The sequence below is a fragment of the Luteibacter sp. dw_328 genome, assembly GCF_018449605.1.
In the GTDB taxonomy this organism is placed as follows: Bacteria; Pseudomonadota; Gammaproteobacteria; order Xanthomonadales; family Rhodanobacteraceae; genus Luteibacter.
Genome location: NZ_JAAVUW010000001.1, coordinates 744,041 through 756,695, shown reverse-complemented (window position 1 = coordinate 756,695; position 12,655 = coordinate 744,041). Strand labels below are relative to the sequence as shown.

At 63.1% G+C, this 12,655-nt stretch carries 10 protein-coding genes and 1 riboswitch; of the genes, 8 read left to right on the top strand and 2 right to left on the bottom strand.

What is annotated here, in order from left to right:
- Positions 1 to 75: 75 nt before the first annotated feature.
- The gene (locus HB634_RS03320; protein WP_213947531.1) at positions 76 to 600 is read left to right on the top strand and encodes an SgcJ/EcaC family oxidoreductase; all 525 of its coding nucleotides are present in this window, start codon (positions 76 to 78) and stop codon (positions 598 to 600) included.
- Positions 601 to 612: 12 nt separating this feature from the next.
- Here HB634_RS03320 and HB634_RS03315 read toward each other — a convergent pair whose 3' ends face one another.
- Positions 613 to 1,443 carry a hypothetical protein gene (locus HB634_RS03315; RefSeq protein ID WP_213947530.1) on the bottom strand — a complete coding sequence of 277 codons (831 nt, stop codon included), beginning with the start codon at positions 1,441 to 1,443 and terminating at the stop codon, positions 613 to 615.
- 79 nt (positions 1,444 to 1,522) lie between these two features.
- The gene (locus HB634_RS03310) at positions 1,523 to 2,524 is read right to left on the bottom strand and encodes a DJ-1/PfpI family protein (protein ID WP_213947529.1); all 1,002 of its coding nucleotides are present in this window, start codon (positions 2,522 to 2,524) and stop codon (positions 1,523 to 1,525) included.
- Positions 2,525 to 2,757: 233 nt separating this feature from the next.
- Here HB634_RS03310 and HB634_RS03305 point away from each other — a divergent pair, with 233 nt between their 5' ends.
- From HB634_RS03305 to HB634_RS03275, 7 genes are all read left to right on the top strand, one after another.
- Complete coding sequence (locus HB634_RS03305; protein WP_063570762.1) at positions 2,758 to 4,086, top strand: FtsX-like permease family protein; 1,329 nt, start codon at positions 2,758 to 2,760, stop codon at positions 4,084 to 4,086.
- 31 nt (positions 4,087 to 4,117) lie between these two features.
- Positions 4,118 to 5,347: an FtsX-like permease family protein gene (locus tag HB634_RS03300; protein WP_255548325.1), complete on the top strand. Its 1,230-nt coding sequence runs from the start codon at positions 4,118 to 4,120 to the stop codon at positions 5,345 to 5,347.
- Positions 5,348 to 5,466: 119 nt separating this feature from the next.
- On the top strand, positions 5,467 to 6,381 hold the full coding sequence (locus HB634_RS03295) for an MBL fold metallo-hydrolase (protein WP_063570764.1): 915 nt from the start codon (positions 5,467 to 5,469) through the stop codon (positions 6,379 to 6,381).
- A 125-nt stretch (positions 6,382 to 6,506) separates the two neighbouring features.
- The gene (locus tag HB634_RS03290; RefSeq protein WP_213947527.1) at positions 6,507 to 7,556 is read left to right on the top strand and encodes a hypothetical protein; all 1,050 of its coding nucleotides are present in this window, start codon (positions 6,507 to 6,509) and stop codon (positions 7,554 to 7,556) included.
- Between the two features lie 121 nt (positions 7,557 to 7,677).
- Positions 7,678 to 9,651: a serine protease gene (locus HB634_RS03285; protein WP_213947526.1), complete on the top strand. Its 1,974-nt coding sequence runs from the start codon at positions 7,678 to 7,680 to the stop codon at positions 9,649 to 9,651.
- A 169-nt stretch (positions 9,652 to 9,820) separates the two neighbouring features.
- Positions 9,821 to 10,051, top strand: a riboswitch (cobalamin riboswitch).
- A 118-nt stretch (positions 10,052 to 10,169) separates the two neighbouring features.
- Positions 10,170 to 12,047 carry a TonB-dependent vitamin B12 receptor gene (gene btuB, locus HB634_RS03280; RefSeq protein ID WP_063570767.1) on the top strand — a complete coding sequence of 626 codons (1,878 nt, stop codon included), beginning with the start codon at positions 10,170 to 10,172 and terminating at the stop codon, positions 12,045 to 12,047.
- Between the two features lie 24 nt (positions 12,048 to 12,071).
- Positions 12,072 to 12,653 (top strand): hypothetical protein, encoded by a 582-nt coding sequence (locus tag HB634_RS03275; protein ID WP_063570768.1) that lies wholly within the window; start codon positions 12,072 to 12,074, stop codon positions 12,651 to 12,653.
- The last annotated feature ends 2 nt before the right edge of the window (positions 12,654 to 12,655 follow it).

Sequence of the window (12,655 nt, the reverse complement as noted above, 5' to 3'; positions counted from 1 at the left end):
TGTTGACGCGTCATCCCCGGGGGCGTAGACCTTCGGTGCGCGCCAGGTCATCAACGGGTTACCGGGAGATCGCTCATGACTAGCAGGTTCTTCTTTTCCATCGTCGCAGCCAGCGCCATGGCTTTCGCCCACGCCGCACCCAGCAAAGCGGATGCGCTAGCCGAGAAGCCGCTTCGGGAGTCGCTCGATCGTCTCGCGCAGGCATGGAATACGGGCGACGGCGCGATGTGGGCCAATGAGTATTGGCCCGAGGGTGAGCTGGTCAACATCCTGGGCGGTGTCATGCCCAATGCGGAAGCCATCCGTGAGCGCCATACCGCGGTGCTGGCAGGGCCCTTCAAGGGCAGCCACTTCGAGAGTACGGTGCGACACATCCAGTTCCTCGGCCCGGATGTCGCCGTCGTCGATACCGATATACGGGTAACCCACTTCCAGGCCTTGCCGCGCGGAGCGGTCGCTACGTCGCCGGGCGTGTTGTTGACCCGCATGAAGCACGTTTACCAGCGCCGTGAAGGGACGTGGCACATCATTGCTTCGCAGAATACCGCCGTGCTGCCTACGGTCGATGCGCCACTCACCGCATCCCGCCCCGGCGAATGACACCTGCCGACATCATTTGGACATAAGCATGCAGATGGCCGGGATAGCGGAAAGGATGGCCGTCACGGGATAAAGGGGCTTCTTGCGCAGGAAACCGGCGACGAGGACCACACCCAGAATCAGGGCGAGCCAGCCGATGACCATAGCGATGAGCCAGACGATCCCCACGCCCGAGGCAGCTCCCTCATTCACGACAAACTTCCACCGGATGAGCAGATAGGATGAGACGACGAAGAGAGGTCCGGCGACGAGTAGCCGCAGGTAGCTGAGTCTGGAATGGGGCGGCTCGCGTTGCGTGAGAAACGCGACGATCAGGAAGGTCGCAAACCACGTGATGAATGGCCAGTCCTTCGGTACGGGCGTCGAATAGTCGGGCTCCCACAGCCTGGCCGGCGAGATCACCGCGTTGACGCGCTCCGCTGCGGCGGATACGGCCCGGTTATCGGCCAGTGCCATCATCTGGAAGCCGCCGTACTTGCCGTTGGGACCCTTTGCGTCGTGGCCGGGGAAGACAAAATCGAGTCGGCGCACCATGCACGGGGTACATTTCGCCGGATCCTCCGTCGTGACTTCCAGCGTGGTCCAGCTCTTGGGCCATGCCATAGGCGTCCGGTAGGTAAACACGAGGGTCGTCGTCCAGGTGCTACCCCGAGCTGACTTCTTGCTCGTGCGATCCGACAAGTAAAAGCCTTCATGCTCGTACGACTCGACATAGGCACGCTCGAGCGCTTCCTGTGACATGCCGTAGTGAGGCACGGGGTCTTTCGAGTTGTTGAATCCCGCGAGGGTGGCGACGGGCCAGAGGAGCAGGAGCATCGCGATGCCAGCGAGGGTGCGGCGCATATGACGAGGTCCATCTCGGAAAGACGTCTTATGCCACGGCGCGGCGATTTCGCCTAGCGAGGCCGTGGCTCGCCCTACGTCACGGCTTCCCTGTTCCCGAAGCGGCTGCCGCCACGATGACCATCTGCAGATCGTAGTGCGACGCGTCAACGCCAGGCTTCGTGGAGAAACTCAGCGTGACATCCCGGTTCTCCTGCCGGCTGCTCCAGCGATGCGGACCGGCGGCCTTCCACAGCCCGGTCTTGCGCGCGCCGACGTCGAGGCGGTCGAGCAGCTCGGCGGCGGGTGTGGCTGTTTGCACGTGGTAGCGGGTCTCCCACCGGTCGAGGTCACCCGCAGAAACATACTCGTCGAAGGTCGCGTCTTTCGGCCAGTCGACGCCGGCTTGCAGCAGTGACTTGGTAAGGTAGCGATCGGCGAGCCGTGAACGGACGAAGCCGCCGTCGGGCTTCCAGTCGTATTCCAGCCGCAGGGCGACGGTACGTGCTTCGTCGGTGCCGCGGACTTTCGCGACCACGTGCAGCGCGGCGTCGATGCCCGACGAAAGACCGGCTGAGGTCACCAGCTTGCCGTTGTCGGCCCAGCGTACGTCGCGGATCACCTGGATCTTCGGGAAGGCCTTGGCCAGTTCGTCGATGCGTGGTGTGAAGGTGGTCGCTTTGTCGCCGTCGAGCAGGCCGGTGGCACCGAGGATGAAAGCGCCGGTGCAGACCGAGAGCACCTGCTTTGCCGGGACGGATCGTTGGCGGATGAAGTCGAGGATGCGCGTGTCGCGTTGTGCGTCGGCCACGTCGCCACCGGGGATCAGCAGCACGTCGAACGGCGGGGCCGTGGCGAAGCTCGCATCCGGCGTAACCTTCAGGCCCATCGCGGTGGTCACCGGCTTGCCGTCCGCCGATACCGTGACCACGCCGAAGCCCGCGTTGCCGAAGACCTCGTAGGGTCCCGCGAAGTCGATGATCTGGACGCCGTCGAACATCACGATGCCAACGCGCACCGGCGGGTCCGACATCGGCGCGTGTGCGGCGAAGGCGGGCATGGCGATCACCATGGCAATAAAGATCAGCAGATGACGACGCATGGACGGTTCCCCTGGATTTGACCTGCCGGACCTTAGCGCAACTGCAGCCACCGAAACAGACACGGAGCCCGCACAAGCGGTCACGTGAGCAGAGTGTCCGGAGTGTCCGCGGACAAGTGTCCGGGGACAGACGTCCTGGACAGGGCCGGGCGTACGGACGGGCCAGGTCGTCTCGCTATCGTTTGGCACTAATATTGCTGCCGACCGCTTACGGAAGGGGAAGAAGGGACGATATGTGGGGGTATTACGTTGCGCTGGCCTTGCGTAGCTGCAGGCGGAGTAAAGCGCTAACGGCGCTGGTTGTCGCGTTGCTGGCTCTTGGTGTTTCGGCATGCATGGTCTCGTATGCGGTGTTTCGCGCGACGACGAGCGATCCGATGCCGGGCCGATCCTCGCAGCTCTTTGCGCCGCAGATCGATAACGCCGGTCCGGCGCACGCCATCGACGGTGAGCCGCCCGAGATGCTGAGCTACATCGACGCGGTCGCGTTGTTGAAGGCGGCCAAGGCGAAGCGGCAAGCGTTGGTCTATTCGACCAGGTGGGGCGTGGAATCCAACGACCCTTCGATACCCGCCCTGGCGGCGATCGGCGACGCGGTAACGGCCGACTTCTTCCCCATGTTCGCCGTGCCGTTCCGGTTCGGTGGCGGCTGGGCACCGAACGACGACGAGCGGCACGCCTCCATGGTGGTCATCAGCCGGGCCCTGAACGACAAGCTGTTTGGTGGACGGAACAGCGTGGGGCAGGGCCTTCGGCTCGACGGGAAAGCATTCCAGATTGCGGGTGTTCTCGACGACTGGAAGCCGAGGCCCCGCTTCTTCGACATGGCCACCCTGGGAGGCAGCAGTGCCCTTGACGACGCAGGGGATGTCTTCATCCCGTTCACGCGCGCGACTGACATGAAGAAGGACATCAAGTTTCCCGATTGCCGGTCGGATGCCGGAGCGACCGATCCGCGCGACTGGGACGCCTACCTCCACGGCGAATGCGATCGGATTGCCGCGTGGGTCGAGCTTCCGACGGCTGCGGACGTGGCGGGTTACCGCGAGTATCTGCGCGGCTATGCCCAGGAGCAGCAGCGCCTCGGACGCTTCGCGTGGCCGCCCAATGTCGGCCTGCATGATCTGATGGACTGGATGGACTACCTGCGTGTCGCGCCACCGGCATCGTCGTTGTCCATGCTGGTCTCTGCCAGCTTTCTGCTGATCGTCCTCATCAATGTCGTCGGTCTCATGCTCGCCCGGTTCATGCGCAGGGCGCCGGAGATCGGTATTCGGCGAGCGCTTGGCGCCTCGCGCGCATCCATCTACCGGCAGTTCCTGATCGAAGGAGCCAGCATTGGCTTTGTCGGCGGTCTTTTCGGCGTGACCCTGACCTTGCTCGGCCTATGGGGCATCGGAGGCCTCTTCGAGCCGAAGATCGCGCGCATGGTGCATATCGATGCGTCGCTCATCGGGCTCACGGTACTGCTTTCGATCGCGGCGACGGTCGTTGCCGCCCTCTATCCGACCTGGCGAGCAGCGCGAATCGCGCCCGCCTGGCAGATCAAGATCAACCCATGAGGTTCCTGACATGAGACTAGCCAGGGCATTCATGCAGTTAAGCCCGATTCTTGCCGCGCTGGGCCGGCACAAGGTCGCCACCTTGCTCATCGGCCTGCAGGTGGCGCTCACGCTCGCGGTGGCGTCGAACGCGCTGTACATCGTCGCGACCCGCGTCGTCCATCTTTCGCGCCTCACCGGTACCGACGAGGCGCACATCTTCGTGATCCGAAATGGGTGGAGGGCCGGCCAGAACCCGACCCAGGTCGAGGCCACGATTCGTGCTGACCTGGACGCGTTGCGTCGGGTAACGGGCGTGCGCGATGCATTCGCCAGCCAGACGTATCCGCTGGCTGGTGCCAACGGCATCATCATCGCCGGCGTGAAGCTCCAGCAGGACCAGAGCACGCGCCCACCGCGTGGCGTGGTCTATCTTGCCGACGACCATGCGCTCGACACCTTTGGCGTATCGCTGGAAGAGGGGCGCAATTTCCGTCCCGAGGAAATAACGACGTACAGCCCTGACGACAAGCCAACAGCCCCGGCCATTATCGTCACGCGAAATCTTGCCGATAAGCTGTTCCCCGACGGAAACGCGCTGGGCAAGACGGTGTACCTCCCGGGTGGGCCGACCGCCATTGTCGGCATCGTCGCAAGTCTCCAGTCGCCGCTTAGAGAGTCGGCCGCCCTGGACTACAGCAGCATCCTTCTCCCGGCCCGTTCTCGCGATCCCGACGGCGTGGTGTATCTGGTGCGCACTGAAGCCACCCCCATGGCACCCGTTATCGCCGCGGCGTTGAAGTCGCTCGAGCCGCGTGGGGGCATGCGCATCATCGACGCGAAGGATGGTGTCGTCACGCTAGCCGGCGCGCGCGAACAAGCCTATGCCGCGGACCGAAGTGTGGCGACCTTACTGAGCATCGTCTGCGGACTGCTTATGTTGGCCACGGCAGGCGGCATCGTCGGACTGAGCAGCTTCTGGGTCAGCCAGCGACGCACGCAAATCGGGATTCGCCGCTCCCTGGGCGCGACCACGGGTGACATCCTGCGTTACTTTCACGCCGAGAACTTCCTGATCGTCAGTGGCGGTGTCGCCCTTGGACTGGTGCTGGCCGTCTTGGCGAATATCGGCCTGATGAAAGTCTATCCTTTGCAAATCATGCCGCTCTACGTACCGCTGATCGGGGCAATCGTGCTGTGGCTGCTGGGGCAACTTGCCGTATGGGGACCGGCATCATACGCCGCGAAGGTGCCGCCCGTGGTGGCGATTCGCACGTCGTGATGGGTATTGGTGCGCAACAGGCAATAGCGTGAGGCCGCTTCGATGCCTACCGGAGCGTTCTGCTGAAACCTAGGATGGAACCACGTCGGTTGTCATACCGTGGTCAGCAGGAGAGAAAGATGAGCGTAGTACACAGCATTCCACACCCCGTTGAAGCAAAGTCCAGGGATCTCGTTCCGTCGCGCTATGCGCTGAAGATCGGCGAGATCGACGTGATGGTGATCAGCGACGGCGTGTTGCCGATCCCGTTCGAAGTGATGTCGACCAATGTCGCGCCCGCGGGTCGTGCCGCCTGGCTGGACAATATGCTGCTGCCAGAAACGTTCGATTGGGCAGTTAACGTCGTCGTCGTGCGCAGTGGTGACCAGACCATCCTCATCGACTCCGGGTTGGGTGGTGTGTTCGAAGGTTTTCCGCGCGCGGGACAGCTGGTCAAGCGACTCGAGGACGCCGGCATTTCGCTGGCCTCCCTGACCGACGTGGTGCTGACCCATCTGCACATGGACCATGTGGGCGGCCTGCTCGGCGAAGGCGTGAAGGAACAGCTGCGTCCGGACGTACGGATGCACGTGGCCGCTTCCGAGGTCGCGTTCTGGGAGTCGCCCGACTTTTCCCGCACGGTCATGCCGCCGCCGATTCCGGATGTGCTTCGCGTGACCGCCAAGCGCTTTCTCGCGGACTACAGCAGCCAGATACGGCAGTTCGACGAGGAAGTCGAAGTAGCGCCCGGTGTGGTTGCCCGTCGTACCGGCGGTCACACGCCGGGGCATTGCGTGGTCCGTATTGCATCCGGTACCGAGGCGCTGACGTTCGCGGGCGACGCCCTGTTCCCGGTCGCGTTCGATCACCCGGATTGGCAGAACGGCTTCGAGCACGACCCCGAAGAGGCGGTCAATGTCCGCCTGCGCCTCTTCAAGGAGTTGGCGGCGAGCGGCGAATTGCTCGTGGCCACCCACGTGTCATTCCCGTCGGTTGGCCGGGTGGCTGTGGACGGTGATGCCTATCGTTGGGTGCCGGGGTATTGGGATTACTGAGCGCCCGTTGAGTCAGGGAAGGAAGCGGGCGCGGCGTCATCGACGCCGCGTTCCGTCACCACGTCGCCACGAGGAAGTCAGACAACCTTGGTACCATCGGTTCTGGAACCAGGGGAGCACCACGGATGTTGCGCACACTCGCTTTTGGCCTTGTCCTTTGCACGCCGCTCGTCGCCACCGCACAGGTACGCGTCGATACGCTGACCTTCCCAGTGGGCACAGCCTATGCTGAGCATTACGACGTGCCGGTGGTCTCCGGCATGGCCGCCAATGTCGCGGCGAAGATCAACCTGACCATCCAGTACAGCCTGCTGCACCAGGTCCCCGGGCATTATCACCAGCCTGTCTTCACCGAAGAAGACCAGACGGGCGGCATGACGGACCTGACGTTTACCGTCGTCCGGGCGGATAGCCAGGTGGTAACGATCGATTTCGAAGTCTCGTCCATGGGCGCGCATCCCTCAGTCGACCACACGTGGATGTCGTTCGACTCGCACGATGGCCAGCTCGTCGTTCCCGAGGACATCCTGACCGCCCAGGGCATCGAGCGCGGCAAACAGGCTGCCACCAAGGCCCTGTTGGCGGGGATCGCATCGGTCATTGCCCATCCGGACCCTGCGCGGACAGCCCCGGGCGCCGAGGACGACCTGAAGACGCAGCGGGAAGCCTATGAACGGTGCACGGGTGAACTCAGCGACGCGCAAGGCGATACGAGGTTCGAGATCGGTCCCGTGCTCACGGTGGCACGCGGTTGTTTTTTCGCGCACGCGATTCTGGCACTCGACGATGTTGGCGAGGTGACATGGCAGGCGTCGTACGCATCGCTTGCACCTTATATGACACCTTACGGTCGCTGCCTTCTGATCGAGCGCAGCGCGGTTTGTCGTCGCGCCTCGGTCGCGCCCACGGTCGGTACCTGGCGAGGGACGATCGGGAAGGGGAGCGCCATTGCCTTGATTGGGTGCACTTCCGGCGCGAGCTATTTCTACGAACGGATTGGCACATCGATCGGCCTCGACATCGCCAAGGCGCCACCCGGGCATTGGATCCTGCAACATAAGAACGAGCAAGGCGTCGTACTCGAGACGTTCGATCTCGTGCCGGCGAAGTCGGGCGGATTCTCCGGAACCTGGACGCAGACTGCGAAACCGGGGCTCCCGGTTGTCTTGCAATAATCGCGGCAGACACCCTGCCGTCGTTATTGAGTGGGGTTGACTGACACTGTATCGTCTGACGCGGTTCAAGCCTTGCCAGGGAGGCTGCTGAAACTCCCGGCCCACCAGCCCGAGCGCCTTCATGCAAATTCACGGACGTATCTGCCGCCTGACCCTCTTCTCACTAGCCGTGTGGTTCTCGCAGAGCCTTTCTGCCGCCACCCTGGACGCGTCGCATTTGCCCGTGGTGAAAGGCGCCACGTTCGAGGTGGTGCTGGCCAAGCCCGACAATTCATCCGCGCGCTACGAGAAGCCGCTCCCGCTGGAAAAGCTCCCCTTCCAGTACCGCAACGACAAATACAATTCGATCGGAACGGCGTTCGCCATTGGCAAGAACCGTTTCGTCACGGCTTTCCACGTGGTCATTGACGGCATTGGCGGCCGTTCGGGTCCGCCTTTGCTACGTGACGCGGACGGCAAGGTCTTTGCCATCGACAAGGTCGTCGGATTTTCCCTGGCGCAAGATTTTGTGGTCTTCACCGTGGCCAACGCGCCGGACGTGAAACCCCTGGCCGTCGACCGTGGTAACCATCTCAACGAGGCGGTTTACGCGGTCGGTAATGCGTTGGGCACAGGCGTCGTGGTACGCGATGGCCTGTACACGTCCGATACGCCGGAAGACGAGAATGGCCAGTGGAAGTGGATCCGCTTCTCGGCAGCCGCATCGCCAGGCAATAGTGGCGGCCCCCTCCTGGACAAGGACGGGAAGGTGATCGGCGTGGTGTTGCGCAAGTCGCCCAACGAAAACCTCAACTTCGCGCTGCCCATCAGTCTGGTTCTGGATGCGCCGACGAAATCGGTGGACTCGGAAAGGCGTGCCTCGGGCCGTGCCATCTTCATGGATGCGACCCAGGATGGGATCTTCCGCGTGCATGTCGACCTGCCACTTACTTTTGACGATTTCGCCAAGGGTTACCAGGCACAGGCCGACACCTTTTTCGATTCCCAGTGGAAGGAGCTTCTCGCCCGGGAGGATGCCAACATGTTTCCCAAGGGTGATGGCAGCAAAAAAATCCTTGCCGCCGGTGCGCCGCTCGATGCCTACCCCATGGCACTTCGTCGTGGTGCTAACAACGAGTGGACCTACTGGATACCCGAGCACGCAAAGTCAGCACTTCCAGGCAATGGCTTCGTCGATGCCGGCCTGTTGGGAAAAGTCATACTGCTGCATGTGCGAAAGCCAGACGATCTGCCCCTGGGCAAGCTGTACTCCGACGCCGCCGGCCTCGTGGACCTGATCTTCAAAGCCTCCACGTTCACGCGTGACGTGGGCGACGAGAAAGTCAGGATGACGTCGCTCGGGTCGCCCATCAGCGACGTTGTCGTCGTCGATCGATGGCATCGGCGTTGGCAACATCGCGACTTTGCCTTCCCGGCGATCGACGCCGTGCTCGAGGTGTACTCGCTACCCGTGCCCGACGGTTATGTCGTTCTCCTGTCGAAGACGCCGTCGCGTTTCCGGCACGCCGATAGCGTCCAGACCGAAACCCTCCTCGGACTGATCTCCACAACCTACGATGGTAGCTTCGCCGCCTGGAAGGAATTCCTCCAGCAAGGTGACTGGGTGCCCACGGAGCTGGCCGCTGCGAATCTCGCCATCGACTTCGGAAAGCGGTTTTCCATCGCGCCGGCGGGATTCTCGCTTACCTATGGCCCGGATTTGCAGCCGATCGAAGCCAACGGTGAGCTCGCCGTCAGCTATGGCTATCTGGGACGCGACGGCAGCGCGACGCTGGGTATCGCGGGCATTAGCGCTCAGCCGGATATGGACAAGTACACCGCCGTACGCATCAATCGGCATCCGAAGCCATTCCCCGACTCGCCGCGCGATTATCTTTCCGGCTGGAAGGACATCGTTACCCGCGCCCACCCAGGGGACGGACAGCCGTACAAGGACTCCGACATGAGCTGGGCTGGCACAACGCTCGGTACGCCTGGTGTCGATGCCAACGTGCTCTACACCTTGTACTACGGAAGCGACGCCAATCCGTCGGATGCGGTCATGAAGCAGCGGCTGGCCGCGGCGGTGAAGGGCGCTACGGTTCGCGAGCACTGATCGCCGGGTGGGAGCGACGACGATTGACCGGTGAACACAACACCGTGCTGTGGTCGGGAAGCAAGGAATTCGACGCAACCTTTTAAGGCTTTTGGGGCACTCAGCGGCCGGCTCGGCCGCGCACCCTTCTTTTAATTGGCCATCTATGCCGCCGTGTGCCGTGTTCGGATACACTACTTGCGCCCAAGGTGATCCAAGGCTTCAGTGCCGAGGATTGAAACGGGAATCCGGTGACGTGCGCGGCCTTTCAAGGTTGCCACCATTCCGGAGCTGCCCCCGCAACGGTAGGCGAGCAAAGGTCGGCATCAAGCCACTGTGCCATAGGCATGGGAAGGCGCCGTCCGGTAGGGATTCCCTGCGCTCGCGAGCCCGGAGACCGGCCATGAGGTACACCGGACAGGCGGAGGGCCATGTCGTGGGTTGCCGTCGGCCTTTTGCCCTCCGCGATCCTGTCTTCCCACCTCCTGTTCCTCGCCATTGAGGCCGCGCGGGTAGGCGCGGTTAGCAGGAGTTGTTTCGTGTCATTTCGTTCTTCCACCCTCGCGGTCTCCATCGCGATCGCTCTGCTCGTGCCCGCTGCGGCCATCGCCGATGATGCTTCCACCGATCTGGACAAGGTCGTCGTCACGGCCAGTCGCACAGACCAGACCCAGAGCCAGGTCCTCGCCGCCTCGACGGTGATCGACCGCGCCGATATCGAACGTCTTCAGCCGCGTTCCCTGGCCGACTTGCTGCGTGGAACCCCGGGCGTGTCGATCGCCAACAACGGCGGTCCAGGCAAGGCCACGTCCGTGTTCCTGCGCGGTACCGAATCCGATCACGTGCTGGTGATGGTCGACGGAGTCAAGATCGGCTCGGCCACCTCCGGCACCGCTGCCTTCCAGGACATCCCGGTCGACCAGATCGAGCGCATCGAAATCGTGCGCGGTCCGTACTCCAGCCTTTACGGTTCGGAAGCGCTCGGCGGCGTCATCCAGATCTTCACCCGTCACCCCGAGGGCGCGTTCGTACCGAACTTCTCGGTAGGCGTGGGCTCGTACGACGCGGCGCGCGGTTCCGTCGGTTTTGCCGGTCGCGGTGCGCAAGGCTGGTACTCCGTCCAGGCAACCCATGACCAGACCGACGGCATCAATGCGTGCCGCGGGAAGCCCAGCCCGGGTGGCGGCGGCTGCTTCACGTATGAGCCCGACAGGGATGGTTACAAGAATAATGCGCTGTCCTTGCTGGGCGGCTGGCGTTTCGACGACCAGTGGGACGCCGACGCCACGGCGACGCGTACGGAAGGCCGCAACCACTACGACGGCACCAGCAGCAACTTTGCCGAGTCGGCGACACAGGTACTGGGCAGCCGCGTGCGCTACAAGCCGGCGCAGGACGTCCTGATCACCGCCAGCCTGAGCCGTAGCGAAGATCTTTCAACCGACTACGAGAATGGCGTCTACGCCGATACGTTCAACACGCATCGTGACCTCGCTTCGGTCCAGGCCGATCTCGGCCGCGTCGGCGAGAGCGCCGGCCTCACCACCGTGGGCTTCGATTGGCAACGCGATCGCGTGGTAGGCAGCACCGACTATCTCGTCGACGCACGCCGCAACCACGCGCTGTTTGCCGAGTGGCAGCAAGAGTACGGCGACAGCTCCGTGCAGGGCAGCGTGCGTCGTGACGAGAACAGCCAGTTCGGCGGCAAGACCACCGGCAGCCTCCAGTACGGCTATGCGCTGACGAAGACCTTGCGCGTGACGGCCAGCTACGGCACCGCTTTCAAGGCGCCGACCTTCAACGATCTGTATTTCCCCGACTACGGCAATCCGGATCTGGGCCCGGAGACATCGAAGAACTGGGAGCTGGGGTTGCGGGGCACGCCCGGCTGGGGCCACTGGTCCGTCAACGGCTTCCAGAACAAGATCGACCATTTGATCGTGTTCGACTCGAGCCTGAGTGGTCCGCTGTTCCCGTTCGGCGGGGCGAACAACATCGACCGCTCGCGCATCCGTGGCGTCGAAATGGCCGCGGACACGACCATTGGTGACTGGCGCCTCGCCGGAAATGCCACCTGGCTGCAGCCGATCGACGATAGCGGCGATGACACGCATGGAAACCTGCTGCCGCGTCGTGCGCGCCGCACCGGAAATATCGATGTCGACCGCAGCTTCGGCGCGTTCAGCGTCGGTGCGAGCGTGTTCGCTTCGGCCTATCGCTTCGATGACACCGCCAACGCCAACAGGCTGGGCGGCTATACGCTGACTGATCTTCGCATGGCCTATGCCTTCGCCCCGGCGTGGAAGATCGAACTGTCGGCGAACAACATTTTTGATCGTCGCTACGAGACTGCCCGCTATTTCAACCAGCCGGAGCGCAACTGGATGCTGACCCTGCGTTACCAGCCACGTTCGTAACCGTCCCACCTTCGAGGTCACCTCATGAAGCCGCTCTCACGTTCCTTGTTCACCGCTGTTGCCGGCCTGTTCGCGCTAGTGATGATCGCCACGCGCTTCAATCACTTCGGCGATGCCCTTCATCTACCCGATGCGTCCATGGCCTTGTTCTTCCTTGGCGGCATCTATCTGCGCAAGCATCTGGCCTTCCTCGGCTTCGTGGTCCTGTCGGTGCTGATCGACTGGTACTCGGTGAGTTATGCCGGGGTGAGCGACTTCTGCATCACGGTGGCGTACGCCTTCCTGCCGCTGGCTTACGCCGTGCTTTGGTATGCGGGCCGTCTTCTCGCCCCGCGCTACAACGGCTCGCTTGCCTCGCATGGCCTGGTGTTCGCGGGTATCGTGGTCAGTGCCACGCTGTCGTATGCCGTGTCGAACGGAGCGTTCTACTGGCTGGGCGGCCGCTACACGGAGCCGAATATGGGTCAGTATTTACAGCGCTTTGCCCAGTGGGCACCGCTGTTCGTGCGTGCGGCGGCCGGGTACGTGTTGGCGTCGCAGGTGGTCCAGGCGCTGGTGTTCCGCTTCCTTCCGCAAGCGCGTGACGGCCAGACGGCACGCGCATGAAC

Bases quoted from the DNA above. Each gene is read 5' to 3' on its own strand.
- HB634_RS03285 (WP_213947526.1), top strand. From the start codon at position 7,678: ATGCAAATTCACGGACGTATCTGCCGCCTGACCCTCTTCTCACTAGCC.
- HB634_RS03275 (WP_063570768.1), top strand. From the start codon at position 12,072: ATGAAGCCGCTCTCACGTTCCTTGTTCACCGCTGTTGCCGGCCTGTTC.
- HB634_RS03300 (WP_255548325.1), top strand. From the start codon at position 4,118: ATGCAGTTAAGCCCGATTCTTGCCGCGCTGGGCCGGCACAAGGTCGCC.
- HB634_RS03305 (WP_063570762.1), top strand. From the start codon at position 2,758: ATGTGGGGGTATTACGTTGCGCTGGCCTTGCGTAGCTGCAGGCGGAGT.
- HB634_RS03295 (WP_063570764.1), top strand. From the start codon at position 5,467: ATGAGCGTAGTACACAGCATTCCACACCCCGTTGAAGCAAAGTCCAGG.
- HB634_RS03290 (WP_213947527.1), top strand. From the start codon at position 6,507: ATGTTGCGCACACTCGCTTTTGGCCTTGTCCTTTGCACGCCGCTCGTC.
- HB634_RS03310 (WP_213947529.1), bottom strand. From the start codon at position 2,524: ATGCGTCGTCATCTGCTGATCTTTATTGCCATGGTGATCGCCATGCCC.
- HB634_RS03320 (WP_213947531.1), top strand. From the start codon at position 76: ATGACTAGCAGGTTCTTCTTTTCCATCGTCGCAGCCAGCGCCATGGCT.
- HB634_RS03315 (WP_213947530.1), bottom strand. From the start codon at position 1,443: ATGCGCCGCACCCTCGCTGGCATCGCGATGCTCCTGCTCCTCTGGCCC.